The sequence below is a fragment of the Finegoldia magna genome (assembly GCF_003182075.1).
In the GTDB taxonomy this organism is placed as follows: Bacteria; Bacillota; Clostridia; order Tissierellales; family Peptoniphilaceae; genus Finegoldia; species Finegoldia magna.
In genome coordinates this window covers 78,827-96,180 of the sequence record NZ_QGTH01000005.1, presented here as the reverse complement: position 1 = coordinate 96,180, position 17,354 = coordinate 78,827, and the positions used below count along the sequence as shown (strand labels likewise).

The following is a 17,354-nucleotide window of genomic DNA, read 5'->3' as shown; positions in this document are numbered from 1 at the left end:
CTGCGGCGTTACTCCTAATTATACTTTCTTTTCTTTGAAAACTTTTTATTCTCTCTTTGTCTAATAGAATCTAATCTCTCGTTACTTTCTTTCATAAACTTAGAAAGTAAATCATCAAAACTTGATTCTTTGCTAGATTCTTTGTTTGAATTCTTATCATCTTCTGAATAAGTTTTCTTTGAAAATTCTTTTTTGTGTTCTTTTTTCGGAAGACATTCCTTTATTGAAAAGCTAACCTTATTATCTTCAATGCTCATGACTTTACATTTTACTACATCATTAACTTTTAACACATCTTCAACTTTTTCTATGTAATCATTAGAAATTTGTGAAATATGAACTAATCCTTTAGTTCCGTCTTCGCATTCTACAAATGCCCCAAACTTAGTAATTCCTGTTACTTTACCTTCAACAATATCGCCCACTGATATAGACATACGCAATATCTTCCTCCTAATATAATACTATATACCAGTATATACTACTAAAAAAACGGTGTCAATAATTATTTATCAGGCTTTTTGTCAAAAGTTGGCGACGGTGTAAAATTTGTGTCTTTTTTTGGTTTTTCCTTTTCATCCTTAATCAAAACTTCGTTAGGTTTTACCATACCTAATTTTTCTCTGGCATATTTTTCTATCAACTCAGGATTGTCTAAGTTTTTGGAATCTTCAGATAATTTTTTTATTTCTTTTTCAAGTTCATTCTTCTTTGTTTGTTGTTCCAACTTAACATTATTAATGTTTCTGATTTGAATTTGTTGCTTAAAAATTGTAAATAACAACGTAGCACAAGCAAAAATAGTTACTGCAGAAACTATTATTCTAAATTTATTAACGTTTTTTCTTCTTTTTCTTATCTGATTATCCCTGGCATTCATTTTAATCTCCTAAAGTTTCAAACATTTTATCTGCATCGTCTTTCTTTGGATTATCTATCAATTCAGTAACCTTTGCCTTTAAAACCGATTGAGCAAAACTTATTTCAATTATATCTCCGACTTTTACGTTGTCTCCAGGTTTAGCGATTTTGTCATTGATTTTCACTCTTTGGGATTCGCAAGCAGTTTTTGCTACGGTTCTTCTTTTAATAATCCTTGAATTTTTTAAAAATTTATCTAATCTCATCTATTTCCTTATTTTCTATTCCTTCTAGTATTAATTTATAATCCAACTCTGATTCTACATTCTTATATATTATTTTATCATGTTTTTTTATGATTGCAGATTTCATTTTATCATTTCGATATAAACAATAAATATCACAATCATCCACATTATCATTGAAAGATTCTCGATCAATAAAAAACATCGCTTTTACAAATTCTTTTGATTTTCTTCTGATTTTGTAAACGCCATTTTTTTCTTTTTCAAATTTTTCCAATATAAGCTTAATATCTTGTAAATTATCGACAATAAAATCAGCTTTGTCTTGTTTAAAATTAAATCTATTCTCTCTTCTGGCAATTACTGTTAATCCTGCATTCTTTGCAGAATCAATACCGTAATCAGAATCTTCAATTGCAATAGCATCTTTGGGACGTACTCCCAAAATCTCACATGTTTTAATGTAAATTTCGGGATTTGGCTTTGATTCTTTAAAATCCTCGCCGCTTATTATCGCATCAAATTCATCCTTTATATCTAATTCTTCTAAAACATTATTAATAGTTTTTTTTGGTGATGAAGATGCTAATGCAATCTTGAAATTTTTTCTTTTTAGCTCTTTTAATAATGGATAAAATCCATCCATTACTATAGAACTGTAGTTTATTTTATCATCATCGATGTATTTTTTCATCAAACTATATACTTCCTCAGGTTTTCTATGAAGTTTTGATTTCAAAAATTCATCGGTTTTTTGTTGACTCAAACCAGCAAGAGAAAACAAATCTTCTTCAGATATTTCGACGTCAAAATCTTGAAGTACTTTTTTGAAAAAATCAATATAAATTACTTCGCTATCAATTATTACGCCATCCATATCAAATATTACAGTATTCATTTTCTACCTCTAAGTTTATTGTACCACATTACCGTTATAAAATCTTGGCTGCTCCGCGATAAACTAACCCAGCTATTGGATCAATAGTCAAAATTTCTTGATCTTTGATTTTACTTACAGCATCTTTACATCCTACAATCGTTGGAATTCCCAAATGCAATCCAACAATTGCAGCAGGTGATGTTAGGCCACCTTCTTCCACAATAATTGCAGAAGCTTTTTGAATATATGGAACGAATTCTCTTTCCAAACTGTACAATACAATTGCATTTCCATCTTCAAATTTAGAAGCCAAATCTTCTACACCTTTAGCAACTCTAGCTTTTGCAGTAACGGATTTTTTACCAATTCCTGTTCCTTCAATCAAAATATCACCAATTGTGTGTACTTTTAATAAATTTGTAGTTCCAGAAACTCCAACCGGAAGGCCTGCTGTGATTATAATTAAATCTCCTTCGTGAACCAAATCTTTTTTGATACCCGCAGAAATTGATCTATCAATTACTTCATCAGTGTTTTCACTTAATTCGCTAAGAACTGGATGAACACCCCAAATTAAAGATAGTTTTCTCATTACACTTTCTGATGTAGTAGCTGCAACTATTGGTGACAACGGACGATATTTTGAAACATTTCTAGCTGTTGAACCTGAAGTTGTAGCAACTACAATCGCATTTGCTTCCAATTGTTCACTAATACTTCTAGTTGCAATACTTATTGCATTTGTTGTTGTAATGTCCAACCATTTCAACCTTTTATTCGCAGCTTCTTTAAACTCTTCAGAATTTTCAGTATTAATTGCGATATCATTCATAACTTTTACAGCATTTACTGGATAATTTCCTGCCGCAGTCTCTCCAGAAAGCATAACAGCATCACTACCGTCCAAAATCGCATTCGCTACGTCTGTAACTTCCGCTCTGGTTGGTCTTGGGTTTCTAATCATAGAATCTAACATTTGTGTCGCAGTAATAACTGGTTTTCCAGCTAATGAAGTTTTCTTGATTATTTCTTTTTGAACAATAGGCATAATTTCAGTTTGGATTTCTACGCCCAAGTCTCCTCTTGCAACCATAATCCCATCAGAAGTGTTGATTATTTCGTCCAAATTATCCACGCCTTCTTGTGATTCAATTTTAGATATTATTTTTATGTCGTTTCCGCTATTTTCTTCTAAAATTTTTCTAATATCTAATACGTCTTGTGATTTTCTGATAAAAGATGCAGCTATATAATCAATTCCATTTTCAATTCCGAATTTTATATCTAAAATATCTTTTTCAGTGATTGCTGGTAATTTTACTTTTGAATTTGGAATATTGACTCCTTTTTTTCTCTTCAAAATACCGTAGTTGTTAACTTTGCAAATCACATCTGTATCTTTTATTTCTACAACTTCTAATTCAACTAATCCATCATCTATCAATACTTTCTTCCCGATATCCAAATCATCTGGAAGTCCTTTGTAGCTCACAGAACAGATATTTTGATCTCCAGTTACATCTCTTGTAGTTAATGTGAATTGATCACCAATTGAAAGTTGAACTTGATCAACTCCAAAATCTCCCAATCTAATTTCGGGACCTTTTGTGTCCAACATAATAGCTATTGGCATATCCAATTCTTCTCGTGCTTGTTTTATGTTTTTTATTCTTTGTAAATGCTCTTCATGACTTCCATGTGAGAAGTTCAATCTACACACGTTCATTCCACTTTGCATCAATGTTTTTAAAGTCTCTAAAGAATCTGATGCCGGACCTATAGTACATACTATTTTAGTTTTCTTTAACATATTTACTCCTATCTATATTGAAATTTCCTTAGATATATCGTACAAATCTTCTCTGAAATTTCTTTTTGTTGCTACTGCTTCATCTATTGGAACTGTGATTATCTTATTGTTTTTCATAGCTATTGCTAATCCTGTTTTTTCTTCCATGATTAATTTTACTGCCAAATTTCCCATTTGAGTTGCCATTAATCTATCAAAAGTACAAGGTGTACCTCCACGTTGAACGTGACCTAAAATTGTAACTTTTGTCTCAACTCCTGTTTTTTCTTCAATTATGTCTTTAATATCGTAAGCTCCACCGACTCCTTCAGCAAGCATGATTAAATGATGAAGCTTTCCCCTTTTTCTTCCTCGTTCTATCTTTTCTGTAACTTCATCGATATTTAATTCTACTTCAGGAACTAGGATTGATTCTGCTCCAGATGCAACACCAGAATAAAGAGCAATATCTCCACAATTTCTTCCCATAACTTCAATTATATTTGCTCTGCCATGGCTTGAAGATGTGTCTCTTAATTTTGATATCGCATCACTAACTGTTTCAACGGCAGTAAAAAATCCAATCGTATAATCAGTATAACCCATATCGTTATCAATTGTACAAGGAATTCCAATTGTAGATATTCCTATTTTGCTTAGTGCACTTGCACCTTTAAATGAACCATCTCCCCCTAAAACGACTAGTCCATCTATTCCGAAATCCTTTAATATTTGTGCGCCTTTATTTTGACCTTCTTCAGTTTTAAATTCATTACATCTAGCAGAACCCAAAATAGTTCCACCTCTGTGGATAATATCTGCAACTGAAGACACATTCATTTCGTAAATATTTCCATTCATAAGACCATCATATCCAGATCTTATTCCCATTACTCTTATTCCATTGTAAATACAAGTTCTAGCTATAGAACGAACGCAGGCATTCATTCCAGGTGCATCGCCACCACTTGTCAATATTGCTATTGTTTTCATAATTAACCTCTATTTTAAAACTACATTTTCTCTTCCTAGTAAAGAAACTAATTGATCAATAGTATTGTCTTCACAAGAAATTCTAAATTCATTTCCAAGCAAGTAGTTTTGTTTCTTTTCTTCAAAATATATATTTGATTGAGTATTCCCTTTGCTATTGAGTAGTATTGGTTTGACTTTATCCAAGATATAACTTGGCATATTTTTTGTAATTCTTAAAAATAATTTTGGCTGTGTTTCATCTTGTTTTTCAACGTTTGAAATAGTTTTGATACTTTGAATGTTATCTACCAAAATTTTTGGATCTTCTCCTTCAATAATATTCAATCTTCCACTCACAATCAAAATTTCATCTTCATTTAAAATATCTGAATATTGTTCGTACTTTTGTGGAAAAACTATCAATTCCATAGTTCCATACAGATCTTCAAATTTAACAAATTCCATTATCTTTTGATTTTTGGTGAATTTTTTATTGATTGATTCAATTATTCCTACGACTTTAACTCTTTTCCCGTCGAAGTTTTTCTCATTGTAAGCATCATCTTCTAAGTCCCCTGTAGAAAAATTAGAATATTTCTCTATGATGTTTGAGTAAGTTCTTAAAGGATGGTCTGATAAATATATACCCAATACCTCTTTTTCCATTCTCAAAAGTTCTGATTTATCGAACTCTTCTCTTCTAGTAAAATCGTCTCGTTCATCGTCATCTTTGGACTCAAACATATCGAACAAATTTGATTGACCAGGTACGTTGTTTTTTAAACCTGATTGAACTGAGTCAATGATAGATTGGTATTGAAGCATTAATGTAGCTCTTGTTTCACCTAGAGATGTAAATGCTCCTGCTTTTATTAACGATTCAATGGATCTTTTATTTATAGCTGATTTATCTTTTGCATAAATTCTTTCCACAAAATCTCTAAAACTTTTGAATTTACCATTTTCATTTCTTGAAATAATTGTTTGCTCTATTAAATTCGTTCCTACATTTTTTATAGCTTTCAATCCATAAATTATAGAATTATCTTTCACACCAAATTTATCTAGACTGTAATTGATATCTGGCGCCTCAATTTTTATGTCCAGTCTTCTTGCTTCTTCAATATACAACGAAAGTTGTGAAGTGTTTCCCATAACCGAAGATATAAGCGCTGCTAAGAATTCTACTGGATAATAATATTTTAACCAAGCCGTCCTCATTGCTACTAACGAATAAGCTGCAGAGTGAGATTTGTTGAATGCATACTTTGCAAAGTCTATCATCAAATCGTAGATTTTATTTGCAATATCCTCACCGACTCCTCTTCTAATAGCTCCTTCAATCAAAATATTTCCATCTTCATCTTCTTTTCCAAAGATAAATTCTTTTCTACCATCTTCCATAACTTTCATTTTTTTCTTACTCATAGCACGTCTCAAATTGTCAGCTTCTCCCAAGCTAAATCCCGCGATTTTTTGTACAATTTGCATAACTTGCTCTTGGTAAACAATCGTACCGTAAGTTGGTTTCAAAATATCTTCAAGTAACGGAGATAAATATTCAACATCTTTTTCATTGTGTTTATTGTGAATGTAAGTCGGAATTTCATTCATTGGACCAGGTCTAAACAAAGCATTTGCCGCAATCAAATCATCAAATTTAGTTGGTTTCAATTCTTTTAAAAAGTTTCTCATGCCTTGCGATTCAAATTGAAATATTCCCAAAGTTTGTGCAACTGTAAACATTGACAAAACTTTAGGATCATTTTCGTCCATATCTTCAAAGCATACATCTATATTTTTATTTTTTTTGATAAATTTCATGCAATCACTGATTACAGTTAAAGTTCTAAGGCCCAAAAAGTCCATCTTCAATAGTCCAAGCTCTTCAAGTTCTGTCATATTGAATTGTGTAATGACAGCATCTTTGTTAATTGCCAACGGAACATATTCCATGATTGGGAGCTTGGATATAACCACACCAGCTGCGTGAGTTGATGTGTGACGTGGCATTCCTTCAACTCTTCGTGCAACATCGACTAATTTTTTTACATCACGGTTTTCTTCGTAAGCTTTTCTAAATTCCGGAGAAATTTCTAGTGATTTGTCTATATTAATATTCAAAAGATTAGGAACTTTCTTGGCTGTATCATCCACAGTTTTAAAATCCATAGCAAGAACTCTTCCAACATCTCTTATTGCATTTCTAGCTGCCATTGTTCCAAAAGTTACAATCTGAGCAACCTTATCTTCGCCGTACTTATTAACTACGTAATCTATTACTTCTTCTCTTCTTTCATAACAAAAATCTATATCTATATCTGGCATAGAAACACGTTCAGGATTCAAAAATCTTTCGAAAATTAAATTGTAATCCAATGGATTGATATCTGTAATTTCTAAGCAATAACTTATAATACTTCCAGCTGCAGAACCACGTCCAGGTCCAACAGGAATGCCTTGTGATTTTGCAAATCTAATAAAATCCCAGACGATTAAAAAATAATCGACATATCCCATCTTTTCAATTACAGATAGCTCATATTCGCATCTTTCTTTCGCTTCTTCTAATCTGTCATCATTTGAAAATCTTTTTTCTAGTCCGTCAAAAACAAGTTTTTTTAGATAGCTACTGTTTGTAAAGCCGTCAGGAATCGCAAAATAAGGTAGATGAAGATTACCGAATTCAAGTTCAACATTACACATTTCTGCAATTTTTTTCGTGTTTTCGATTGCTTCGGGATAATCTTTGAACAAATCTCTCATTTGTTCTTCACTTCTTAGAAAAAACTCCCCTGGAATGTAGCTCATTTTATTGTCTTCTTCGATTGTTTTGCCTGTTTGAAGGCAAATCAAAATATTGTGTATTTTATAATCTTCTTTTTCGATATAATGAACATCATTAGTACACACAAGTCCGATATCTAATTCCTTAGCGATTTTTGGAATATTTTCCATAACTACCATATCTTCTCGAGAAGAATGGTTTTGTAATTCTAAGTAAAAATCTTCTCCGTAAATATCTTTTAATTCCTTTGCAACATCTTTTGCCTTATCATATCCATATCTAATTAGAGATTCTTGTACTTCTCCTTTCAAACACGCAGACAAAGCAATGATTCCCTCAGAATATTTTCTCAAAGTATCCTTATCCACCCTTGGTTTATAATAAAATCCTTCAACATATCCAAGTGACACAATTTTCATCAAATTAGAATAACCTATTTGATTTTTAGCCAAAAGAACTAAATGATTGTAGAATTTATTTTCTGGATTTTTAATTTTATGATCCTTATTAGTCGTGTAGATTTCACAACCAATAATAGGTTTTATGTTTCTTTTTTTGCATTCCTTATAAAACTTTACTGTTCCAAACATACTACCGTGATCAGTAATAGCGATGGATTTCATTTGCAATTCTTCAACTTTATCTAAAAGTTTTTCTATTGGGGAAAATCCATCTAGTAAACTGTATTCTGTATGAACATGTAAATGCGTAAACGTATCTATCATTTCAAACTCCTTTAGCCTTATTTTATAATAAGTTTGGTTATTTTAAAAGAAAAATTGCTGACAATTATAAATCATCAGCAATTTTTTTAAGTTTATTAAGTCTGTAACTAACTCCAGATTTTGAAATCTTAGGAGTCATCATTTCTCCTAATTCTTTTAATGAAACATCTGGGTTTTCTATTCTGGCATAAGCTAATTCCAACAATAGCGGATCTAGCGATTCAAGACCTATCGTGTTTTCAATTTTTTCTATTATAAGCTTTTGTTTCAAAGCAGCATCAACAGTTTTATTCAAATTTGCTGTCTCAAAATTAAACCTTCTGTTGACATTATTTTTTATATCTTTGAATGCTCTGATATTTTCAAGTTTTAAAACACTATTGTATGCTTTAGCCAAACTCAAAAAATCAGAAATTGCTTCAGCTTCTTTGATATACAAAACATAATTTTCACTTCTTTCAAAAATAGAAGATTTTATTCCAAAACCTTGAAGTAAATCTTTTACTTGATTACCAACATTTTCTTGCTTGAAAATCATCTCTAAATGATACATTTTTGATGGGTCATAACAAAAACCCGTCCCCAAAAAAGCTCCTTGCAGGAAACTAATTTTCTTGATATTAGAATCAATTAATTCTTCATCAATTCCCAAATCAAAGTCAAAAGGGCTAGTTGAAGTGTGCGTATCTTCACAAAATTGTTTTGATATCTTATCATCAATCAATATTTCGTAGATATTTTTCTTACGAAGATTGTTGTTGTGAATAACTTTCATATCACACTCATAATTGTAAAGTTTTTTCAAATTAGAAAATATCAATCTTGCAACGGGATTACTTTCTGTCTTTAAAGTAATCTTTACACCCAATGAATTATAATTTAAAGTTCCGATTGTCTTAGTAAAAGCTGATAGCATTGCCAAAACATCGTAATCGTCAAGATTACTTATTATTTCAGTTTTAATATCAGATGAAAAGCTCATATCTTTACCTTTTTTCTATAAACGATTTAGCTGTTTTTATCATATTTTTTTCTGCGCTGTGACGCACATATCTTAAAGCTTTGTCGAGATTCATAAAATCTCCTTCTGCAAAGCCTTCTTCTCTTTGTGGGATAATATTATTATCTTTCGTTACCATATAAAAATAGTGAACTGTTTTTAGAACTTTCGTGCCATCCATGTGTCTGTATTTATATTTTACATATCCAATATACTTAACAATCTCAGCTCTTAGTCCCGATTCTTCAAAAACTTCTCTAATTGCAGTTTCTTCTAAGCTTTCTCCTTTCTCTACCCTACCTTTAGGAAGAACCCATTCACCACGGAACTTTTTAAGCACAGCAACATTACCATTATTGATAACAACCCCACCTGCACTTATTTCTTCCATATATCCTCCTGTATTTTATTTTGAAAATCTAATACTATTATAAACTGAATTGAAAATATTTAAAAGTCAAAGCAATATTTAAAAATCGATTTGATTTTTTGTAAATAAAATTCATTTAATTTCAACTACTATATATGATACAATAGTAATAGGAAGGTGTGAAATGAAGAAAAACAAATTAGAAGAATATATAGATAACGCTATAAGCGACAATGATTTTTCAAAAGTTGGTGAAATAATAGAAAAATCTATCGATATGGCGTTGGATTTATCAAAAAACGGTTTAAATGTTGTTATGAACACATTTAATCTAAAACCTAAACCGAAACAACAATATCTGGCAAACAAAGACTCTAAATTAGTAACTCAAAAAAAGATTAATCCAAAAAGTTATTTTGCACTAAGAAATATTAGTTATGCCATAGGCGCTATGACTTTATTTGGCTCTGTCTCATCGTTGACCCATAGTTTACCCGATCTGTTTTCTGGTATTATGGTAAGCTTAGCTTTTGGTGTTGTGGGATTTTTGTCACATATTCACGCATCAAAATTACAACGATTTTTAAGATACAAAACAGAAATTGGAGACAATAAAATTTTAAACGTAGAAGATTTTGCATCAGCAGTTAATCTTCCTGTTGAAAAATGTAGTAAGGAACTAATTTATTTCATAAACAAAAGATACTTCCCTCAAGCTCGTGTCGTGGAAAACGGTCATTTGTTTTTGTTAGATAGAACAAGCTACGATGCTTACAAAGCTCATTATTTAGATGAAAGCAAATCAGAAGAAAACCAAAAAGAGATTGAATCTAACAGAGATATTACTAATTATATTACGATAACTGAAAATTTAATCACATCTGTTAAGGATTTTGATTTCAAACAAGATGTCATTAAATTAAAAGATTTGTTAGTGTCGATAAATAATCAAATTCAAAACGACAATTCTGATGTCAATGGACTTAACAAATTCGTGGATTATTACACTCCAACTGCTATAAATTTGGTGAAAAACTACATTCAATTTGAAAATGAAAAGAATGATATATTAAGCGTAGAAAAATCAAAAAATGATATTAAAAATGCTATTCAAAATATCAATAAAGCTTTTTCAAAGCTTTTAACTGATTTGTACAGCGATGATATTTTGAATATTAACTCAGAAATCGAAGTTATGAATACTTTGTTGTCACAAGATGGATTGATTGAGAAAAATACTATGTTTAAGAGAGGTGCTGAATAATGGAAGATAAACCTATTAAATTGACTTTGGATGTAGAAGAACCTACACTAAATGAAATTAAAGAAGATGAAGTTTTTTACCCAGAATTTGAACAAAAAGTTAACCTTACTCCTGAGGAACAAAAAACTGTTGATGAATTTGTTAAACAAATTGATTTATCTAATTCCAACATAGTTTTACAATACGGAGTTGGAGCCCAAAAGAAAATCGCTAGTTTCTCTGAAAAAACTTTAAATTCAGTAAAGACAAAAGATCTTGGAGAAGTTGGTAATCTTTTATCTTCCGTTGTTACAGAATTAAAATCATTTGATGAAACTGAAGATAAAGGTGTGTTTGGTTTTTTCAAAAAAGGTGCCAATAAAATTACTGCTTTGAGAGCAAACTACGAAAAGGCTGAAAAAAATGTAGATGAGATTTCAAAAATTTTAGAAAATCATCAAATTACTTTGATGAAAGATATTTCATTGTTAGACCAAATGTATAAGCTAAATGAACAATATTTTAAGGAATTAAGCATGTACATTCTTGCTGGACAAAAGAAATTGGATCAAGTAAGAAATGAAGAACTTCCAAATATGCTCAAAGAAGCCGAAAATTCTCCTAATTCTATCACTGCGCAAAAAGCAAATGATTTAAGAGATTTGGCTACTAGATTCGAAAAAAAATTACACGATCTTGAGCTTACGAGAATGGTGAGTTTGCAAATGGCTCCCCAAATAAGAATGGTGCAATCTTCAAATGCTGTTATGGTAGAAAAAATCCAATCTACAATAGTAAATACTATTCCTATTTGGAAAAACCAAATGGTTTTATCATTAGGTGTTTATCATAACTCTCAAGCAGCAGAAGCGCAAAAGAAGGTTACAGACTTGACTAATGATTTATTGCGTAAAAACGCTGACACATTGAAGATGAGTACTATAGAAACTGCAAAAGCAACCGAAAGAGGAATTGTTGATGTCGAAACAATTAGACACACTAACGAGCAACTTATCAGTGCATTAGATGAAGTTCGAAACATACAAATCGAAGGTCACGAAAATAGAGTAAAAGCAAAACAAGAATTAATGGCAATGGAACAAGAATTAAAAAACAGACTTTTAAACAAACCTAACTAGAATTTTATGGAGTGATATTTTAATATCGCTCCTTTTTTGTTGAAATTTATACTTCTTTATAATAAAATATACTAAATTATAAATGGAGGTCTTATGAAAGATAAAGAAAAAGTTTTTCACTCAATGGGGATTTATAAACTTCTTTACACATTAGCTGGATTACTGATGGTAGTGGCGTTTTTATTTAATTCTCCAACAGAAATTTTTAACGGTTTGATAACTATAATTAAAAGTCCCTGTACTTTAATTACTGATTATATGTATTTAGCAAATATTGGAGCGGCATTTTTTAATGCTGGCTTGATTTGTCTATTATCAACTATTCTATCACATAGTTTTAATGTTGTTATTTCTGGTCCAGGAGTTGCAGCTGTTTTCACTATGACTGGATTTGCTTTTTTTGGCAAAAATATTTTCAACACAATTCCAATAACTATTGGAGTGTTGATTTATGCAAAAATAGAAAATACATCAAGAGCATCTGTAATACTTCCAGCGTTATTTGGTAGTGCATTAGGCCCTCTAATTAGCGAAATAGCATTTGACTCAAATTTATCTATTGTACATTCAATTATATTAAGTTATTTAGTTGGAATAAGTATAGGAATTATTATGGTTCCTTTATCCGGAACTTTTTTGAGATTTCATCAAGGTTATAACTTATACAACATGGGATTTACAGCAGGAATTGTTGGAATGCTTTATGTAGGAATTTTAAGAATGTTTAATGTGACTATAAAATCTGTGAACTTGATATATCCAGTTAATGATATAAGAATAATAATATTTTTGTATTTGCTTTTTATTTCCATATTTTTGTTAGGATTTATAAAGAATAATTTATCCTTCCATGGATATGAAAATATAATGTACAATTCGGGTAGATTAGCGACGGATTTTATATCGCTTGATGGTTTATATCAAACGATGATTAATATGGGCATTATGGGACTAATTGCGACAAGCTACATCATAATTGTAGGTGGCAAAATAAGTGGACCAATAATAGGAGGAATTTTCACTGTAACAGGTTTTTCTGCATTTGGTAAACACCCTAAAAACACTATCCCTATTTTAATTGGTGTATTCCTAGCATCTATTTTAAATACAGTTAATCCTCTATCTACATCAAGCCTTTTAGCTGCTTTATTTGGAACGACTCTTGCTCCAATCGCTGGTGAGTTTGGCTTTTTCAGAGGTATTTTAGCAGGATTTTTGCACATGGCTATGGTTCTCAACATAGGAGTAGTTCATGGCGGAGTTAATTTGTACAACAATGGATTTTCAGGAGGATTTGTCGCTGGTATTTTAGTTCCAGTATTTAGTGAAATGGATAATTTCTTAATGAGAGTGAGGTTAAAAAACGATGATTAGTAACGAAGAAAAAAAAGCTAAATTAATTGTATCAGAAATATTAAGTTATTTTTTCATGTACGACACAAAAAGTATTAGAATTGATTCAGAATTTAAAGATGATAAATTGATAATTATTGCCGAAGGAATGCCAACAAAAACACCACAACATCTTGAAGATATGAAAAGACTTATCAATGTAAGAAGATCTCCTCAAATTGAAGATTATTATGCAAATTTATTGGGATGGGAATCAGATTATAATGATATAAATCTACTTGGCTCAATGGTTGACTCTGGAATAATTTCTTACGATGGAAAAATCTTAAGCTTTTATGTAGAGCGTAATTTAATTTAGATTGAATTTTAAAAAGGTAGTGTGAAATTCACACTACCTTTTTTGATTATTTTAAATTGCTATATCATCTTTCAAATACGGAATTCCATCTGCTGTAGGTGCTTTTGTTTTTCCACCAAATAGTATCAATACAACTAATGTTGCAACATATGGAATCATTGATATTAATTCTGATGGTATTGGTAGATTTGTTCCTCCCAACACAACAGATATTGATTGAGCAAATCCGAAGAATAGAGCTGCTAACATAACACCTTGTGGAGTCCATTTTCCGAATATTACTGTAACCAAAGCTATAAAACCTTGCCCAGCAACTAATGCAGGGAAGAATGAAGATACAAGTGAAATAGACATTGTAGCTCCACCTAAACCAGCCATAAATCCTGAGAACAAAACTGCCATGTATCTAACGAAAAAAACATTTATGTTCAAAGTTTCTGCTGCTTTCGGATGCTCACCAACTGCAATCAATCTCATTCCCCATTTTGTTTTGTACATAAATATATAAATCAAACATACTAATACAAATACCAAATAAACTGTAGCAGGTAATGAAATTACGTTAGCCAAGAATTTGTTTTGAATTCCATCAAATAATACTGGAATTTTGAATTGTGGCTCAATTGGTTTCGTTTGAGTTGCTCCATCGAAGAATATTCTAGAAACAAATAATGCAACACCAGGTCCTAAATAATTTATAGCTATTGCAGAAATAGTTTGATCTCCTGCAAATGTGATGGATACAACTGCGTGAATTAATGCAAATACCATTCCGCTTAGTCCACCACACAAAAATGCTAACCAAGGATTGTGAGTGTAGTATCCTACAGTTGCTGCAATTAATGCACCAATTGTCATCATCCCTTCAAGTCCGATGTTTGTAACTCCTGATTTTTCAGAAATCATACCACCTAATCCAGCGTATAAAATAGGAGTCGCATTGATTAATGTATTACCTATTACTAATCCTAAAAGTACTAAGTTCATTATTTGCCTCCTTTATTTTTAAATCTAGATTTTATTATTCTGAACATCAATGGAATTGCTGTGAACAAAATAATTGTTCCCATTATTATATTAATCATTTCGGTTGGCGCATGCAAAACTCTTTGTACGTTGGCACCGCTGTATTTCAATCCACCAAAAAATAATCCAGAGAAAATACAACCTATTGGGTTATTATTTGCAAGTAAACTTACTGCAAGTCCATCAAATCCAAAGTTTTCCATACTAGATAATGCAGAAATTGTGTATCTGTATCCTAAAACTTGAGTGATTCCACCAAGTGAACACACTGCCCCACTTATAGCCATTGATAATGTCATTTTTTTATTGACATCAATTCCACCGTACTTTGCTGCGTCTGGATTAAGACCTACAGCTTTTAATTCATATCCTAAGTTTGTTTTCTTCAAAATATACCATAACAAAATTGCTGCTACAATTGCTAAAATCAATCCCAAGTGAATTGGAGCTTTGAAGAAGTTATCAATTGCTTTCGGAAGTCCTTTTACATTTTGCATCAATGTAATTTTCGCAGTTTCTTGAACTTCGTGAGTTCCCATTGAGTTCGGTGCTTTGAATTTTGGATAATTCGCAACCATATTGTTAAAGTAAAAAGCTATCCAGTTAAGCATTATTGTTGAGATAACTTCATGTATTCCAAATTTTGCTTTCAAAAATCCAGCTAGTGCTCCAAAAGCTGCCCCAGCTAACATTCCCACAATTATTACTACAGGTACATGAATAAATGCTGGTAAGTGAAGATTATATCCCAATAAAAATGCTACCATTGTTCCAACAATGTATTGACCTTCTGCCCCGATATTGAATAAACCTGTTTTAAAAGCAAATGCAACACCAAGTCCAGTGAATATAATTGGAATAGCATTCACAATTGTCCATCCAACATTTTTAGGCCTTTTAAATATTCCTTCAAGCATTAGCCTATATGCTTCTAAAGGACTATAACCTGCTAATACTAAAGCCAAGGCTCCAACTAATAAACCTATAATGATAGATAAAAGCATGAAGAATAGCTTGTTGTACTTTGTGAATATTGAAATTTGTTCATTGTTATTTTTCATCTACAACACCTCCAGCCATTAATCTACCAAGTTCCATTTCATTAGTTTCTTTTGCTGGTTTTTCTCCAACGATTTTGCCATCAAATATAACTGCTATATTATCTGATAAATCCATTATTTCATCTAATTCAAATGAAACTAACAATACTGCTTTGTTTTTGTTTCTTTGATCCACTAAATATTTGTGAATAAATTCTATTGCCCCAACATCCAATCCTCTGGTTGGTTGAGCAGCTATTAACAAATCAGGATTGTTGGATATTTCTCTCGCGATAATTACCTTTTGTTGATTACCTCCTGACAAATTCTTTGTTTTTTGATGATAATCATTAGGTCTGATATCGAATTTTTCGATTAATTGTTTTGCATTATCATTAATAGCATCAAAATCTAATTTTAACCCTTTACTAAAAGGTTTCTTTTTAACATTTTCCAAAATTAAATTGTCAGCGATCGAATAATCCAATATAAGTCCGTGTTTTTGTCTATCTTCTGGAATAGTATTCATTCCTGAATCTATAATATCTCTTGGAGAATGATTTGTAATTTCTTTCCCTTTTAATGTAACCTTTCCAGATTCTATTTTTCTAAGACCAGTAATTGCCTCAATCAACTCCGATTGGCCATTGCCATCTACACCTGCAACGCCAACAATTTCTCCTCTCCTTACTTGAAGATTCAAATTCTTTACAGCATCAATATTTCTGGAATCTTTTACAACCAAATCTTTAATATCTAATACAACTTCGCCAGGCTCTTGGTCTTCTTTTTCAACATTAAATCTTACATCACGACCAACCATTTTTTCTGCTAAAATATTTTCATCGATTTCTTTGACGTTTAACTTATCGATAAATTTTCCACGTCTAATAACAGTACAATAATCTGCCATTGCTTTAATTTCAGATAATTTATGTGTAATTATTATTATTGATTTTCCTAATTCTGTAAGATTTTTTACAATTTTTATAAAATCATCTATTTCTTGTGGAGTTAAAACTGCTGTTGGTTCATCAAATATCAAAATATCCGCTCCACGATATAGACATTTTAAGATTTCAACTCTTTGTTGCATTCCTACTGAAATATCGGAAACTTTCGCTTCTGGATCAATCATCAAACCGTATTTTTCAGACAATTCTTTTACTGTATCTATTGATTTTTTATTATCCAGAATTCCGTTTTTACTCGTTATTTCTTTTCCTAAAACAATATTTTGATAAACAGTAAATGGTTCTATAAGCATAAAGTGTTGATGCACCATTCCGATACCTGTTTGTATTGCTAACTTAGGAGTCATTTGATCAAAAGTTTTTCCTTTTACTGTAATGCTTCCAGATGTAGGTTCATACAACCCATAAAGTATATTCATTAGAGTTGTCTTCCCAGCTCCGTTTTCACCTAACAAAGCATGAACCTCTCCTTCATGGAGTGTGAAATTTACATTATCAAGTACTTTATTGCTGCCAAAAGATTTTGATATGTCTTTTAAATCTACAACAATATTTTTTTCATCGTTCATGTTTTTCCCTTTCATTTTT

At 31.1% G+C, this 17,354-nt stretch carries 16 protein-coding genes; 4 read left to right on the top strand and 12 right to left on the bottom strand.

Annotated elements, in window-relative coordinates; translation table 11 throughout:
• Positions 1 to 14 precede the first annotated feature (14 nt).
• The 9 genes from DES33_RS03245 to DES33_RS03205 form a co-directional block, all read right to left on the bottom strand.
• Complete coding sequence (locus DES33_RS03245; protein WP_094224835.1) at positions 15 to 437, bottom strand: S1 RNA-binding domain-containing protein; 423 nt, start codon at positions 435 to 437, stop codon at positions 15 to 17.
• A gap of 68 nt (positions 438 to 505) precedes the next feature.
• Positions 506 to 880 carry an FtsB family cell division protein gene (locus DES33_RS03240; RefSeq protein ID WP_110058070.1) on the bottom strand — a complete coding sequence of 125 codons (375 nt, stop codon included), beginning with the start codon at positions 878 to 880 and terminating at the stop codon, positions 506 to 508.
• Position 881: 1 nt separating this feature from the next.
• A complete protein-coding gene (locus DES33_RS03235; protein WP_094203802.1) occupies positions 882 to 1,127 on the bottom strand; it encodes an RNA-binding S4 domain-containing protein in 246 nt (81 codons plus the stop codon).
• Positions 1,114 to 2,004 (bottom strand): HAD family hydrolase, encoded by an 891-nt coding sequence (locus tag DES33_RS03230; protein ID WP_110058069.1) that lies wholly within the window; start codon positions 2,002 to 2,004, stop codon positions 1,114 to 1,116. Before DES33_RS03230 ends, DES33_RS03235 begins: the two co-directional genes overlap by 14 nt.
• Positions 2,005 to 2,038: 34 nt before the next feature.
• Entirely contained in the window at positions 2,039 to 3,796 is a 1,758-nt protein-coding gene (gene pyk, locus DES33_RS03225; protein ID WP_110058068.1) for a pyruvate kinase, read from the bottom strand.
• A gap of 12 nt (positions 3,797 to 3,808) precedes the next feature.
• Positions 3,809 to 4,768, bottom strand: coding sequence for a 6-phosphofructokinase (gene pfkA / locus DES33_RS03220; protein ID WP_110058067.1), 960 nt, complete (start codon positions 4,766 to 4,768; stop codon positions 3,809 to 3,811).
• A gap of 9 nt (positions 4,769 to 4,777) precedes the next feature.
• A complete protein-coding gene (locus tag DES33_RS03215; RefSeq protein ID WP_110058066.1) occupies positions 4,778 to 8,263 on the bottom strand; it encodes a DNA polymerase III subunit alpha in 3,486 nt (1,161 codons plus the stop codon).
• A 64-nt stretch (positions 8,264 to 8,327) separates the two neighbouring features.
• Positions 8,328 to 9,245, bottom strand: coding sequence for a DNA-binding protein WhiA (whiA, locus tag DES33_RS03210; RefSeq protein ID WP_110058065.1), 918 nt, complete (start codon positions 9,243 to 9,245; stop codon positions 8,328 to 8,330).
• Between the two features lie 4 nt (positions 9,246 to 9,249).
• On the bottom strand, positions 9,250 to 9,654 hold the full coding sequence (locus tag DES33_RS03205) for an NUDIX hydrolase (RefSeq protein WP_002836712.1): 405 nt from the start codon (positions 9,652 to 9,654) through the stop codon (positions 9,250 to 9,252).
• Between the two features lie 163 nt (positions 9,655 to 9,817).
• On the opposite strand from DES33_RS03205, the gene DES33_RS03200 reads away from it, so the two are divergent.
• The 4 genes from DES33_RS03200 (at position 9,818) to DES33_RS03185 (ending at position 13,726) form a co-directional block, all read left to right on the top strand.
• Complete coding sequence (locus DES33_RS03200; RefSeq protein ID WP_110058064.1) at positions 9,818 to 10,897, top strand: 5-bromo-4-chloroindolyl phosphate hydrolysis family protein; 1,080 nt, start codon at positions 9,818 to 9,820, stop codon at positions 10,895 to 10,897.
• Positions 10,897 to 12,015, top strand: coding sequence for a toxic anion resistance protein (locus tag DES33_RS03195; protein ID WP_110058063.1), 1,119 nt, complete (start codon positions 10,897 to 10,899; stop codon positions 12,013 to 12,015). Before DES33_RS03200 ends, DES33_RS03195 begins: the two co-directional genes overlap by 1 nt.
• Positions 12,016 to 12,108: 93 nt before the next feature.
• On the top strand, positions 12,109 to 13,389 hold the full coding sequence (locus DES33_RS03190) for a DUF1576 domain-containing protein (protein WP_110058062.1): 1,281 nt from the start codon (positions 12,109 to 12,111) through the stop codon (positions 13,387 to 13,389).
• Positions 13,382 to 13,726 (top strand): hypothetical protein, encoded by a 345-nt coding sequence (locus tag DES33_RS03185; protein WP_094207284.1) that lies wholly within the window; start codon positions 13,382 to 13,384, stop codon positions 13,724 to 13,726. The genes DES33_RS03190 and DES33_RS03185 overlap by 8 nt, the downstream gene beginning before the upstream one ends.
• 51 nt (positions 13,727 to 13,777) lie before the next feature.
• On the opposite strand, the gene DES33_RS03180 is transcribed toward DES33_RS03185, so the two are convergent.
• The 3 genes from DES33_RS03180 to DES33_RS03170 are packed head-to-tail and all read right to left on the bottom strand — an operon-like array spanning position 13,778 to position 17,335.
• Positions 13,778 to 14,713: an ABC transporter permease gene (locus tag DES33_RS03180; protein WP_110058061.1), complete on the bottom strand. Its 936-nt coding sequence runs from the start codon at positions 14,711 to 14,713 to the stop codon at positions 13,778 to 13,780.
• Complete coding sequence (locus DES33_RS03175; protein WP_110058060.1) at positions 14,713 to 15,813, bottom strand: ABC transporter permease; 1,101 nt, start codon at positions 15,811 to 15,813, stop codon at positions 14,713 to 14,715. The genes DES33_RS03180 and DES33_RS03175 overlap by 1 nt, the downstream gene beginning before the upstream one ends.
• On the bottom strand, positions 15,803 to 17,335 hold the full coding sequence (locus tag DES33_RS03170; RefSeq protein WP_110058059.1) for an ABC transporter ATP-binding protein: 1,533 nt from the start codon (positions 17,333 to 17,335) through the stop codon (positions 15,803 to 15,805). Before DES33_RS03170 ends, DES33_RS03175 begins: the two co-directional genes overlap by 11 nt.
• Positions 17,336 to 17,354: the final 19 nt, after the last annotated feature.

Coding starts and splice junctions, on each gene's coding strand:
- DES33_RS03245 (WP_094224835.1), bottom strand. CDS start 437: ATGTCTATATCAGTGGGCGATATTGTTGAAGGTAAAGTAACAGGAATT.
- DES33_RS03240 (WP_110058070.1), bottom strand. CDS start 880: ATGAATGCCAGGGATAATCAGATAAGAAAAAGAAGAAAAAACGTTAAT.
- DES33_RS03235 (WP_094203802.1), bottom strand. CDS start 1,127: ATGAGATTAGATAAATTTTTAAAAAATTCAAGGATTATTAAAAGAAGA.
- DES33_RS03230 (WP_110058069.1), bottom strand. CDS start 2,004: ATGAATACTGTAATATTTGATATGGATGGCGTAATAATTGATAGCGAA.
- pyk (WP_110058068.1), bottom strand. CDS start 3,796: ATGTTAAAGAAAACTAAAATAGTATGTACTATAGGTCCGGCATCAGAT.
- pfkA (WP_110058067.1), bottom strand. CDS start 4,768: ATGAAAACAATAGCAATATTGACAAGTGGTGGCGATGCACCTGGAATG.
- DES33_RS03215 (WP_110058066.1), bottom strand. CDS start 8,263: ATGATAGATACGTTTACGCATTTACATGTTCATACAGAATACAGTTTA.
- whiA (WP_110058065.1), bottom strand. CDS start 9,245: ATGAGCTTTTCATCTGATATTAAAACTGAAATAATAAGTAATCTTGAC.
- DES33_RS03205 (WP_002836712.1), bottom strand. CDS start 9,654: ATGGAAGAAATAAGTGCAGGTGGGGTTGTTATCAATAATGGTAATGTT.
- DES33_RS03200 (WP_110058064.1), top strand. CDS start 9,818: ATGAAGAAAAACAAATTAGAAGAATATATAGATAACGCTATAAGCGAC.
- DES33_RS03195 (WP_110058063.1), top strand. CDS start 10,897: ATGGAAGATAAACCTATTAAATTGACTTTGGATGTAGAAGAACCTACA.
- DES33_RS03190 (WP_110058062.1), top strand. CDS start 12,109: ATGAAAGATAAAGAAAAAGTTTTTCACTCAATGGGGATTTATAAACTT.
- DES33_RS03185 (WP_094207284.1), top strand. CDS start 13,382: ATGATTAGTAACGAAGAAAAAAAAGCTAAATTAATTGTATCAGAAATA.
- DES33_RS03180 (WP_110058061.1), bottom strand. CDS start 14,713: ATGAACTTAGTACTTTTAGGATTAGTAATAGGTAATACATTAATCAAT.
- DES33_RS03175 (WP_110058060.1), bottom strand. CDS start 15,813: ATGAAAAATAACAATGAACAAATTTCAATATTCACAAAGTACAACAAG.
- DES33_RS03170 (WP_110058059.1), bottom strand. CDS start 17,335: ATGAACGATGAAAAAAATATTGTTGTAGATTTAAAAGACATATCAAAA.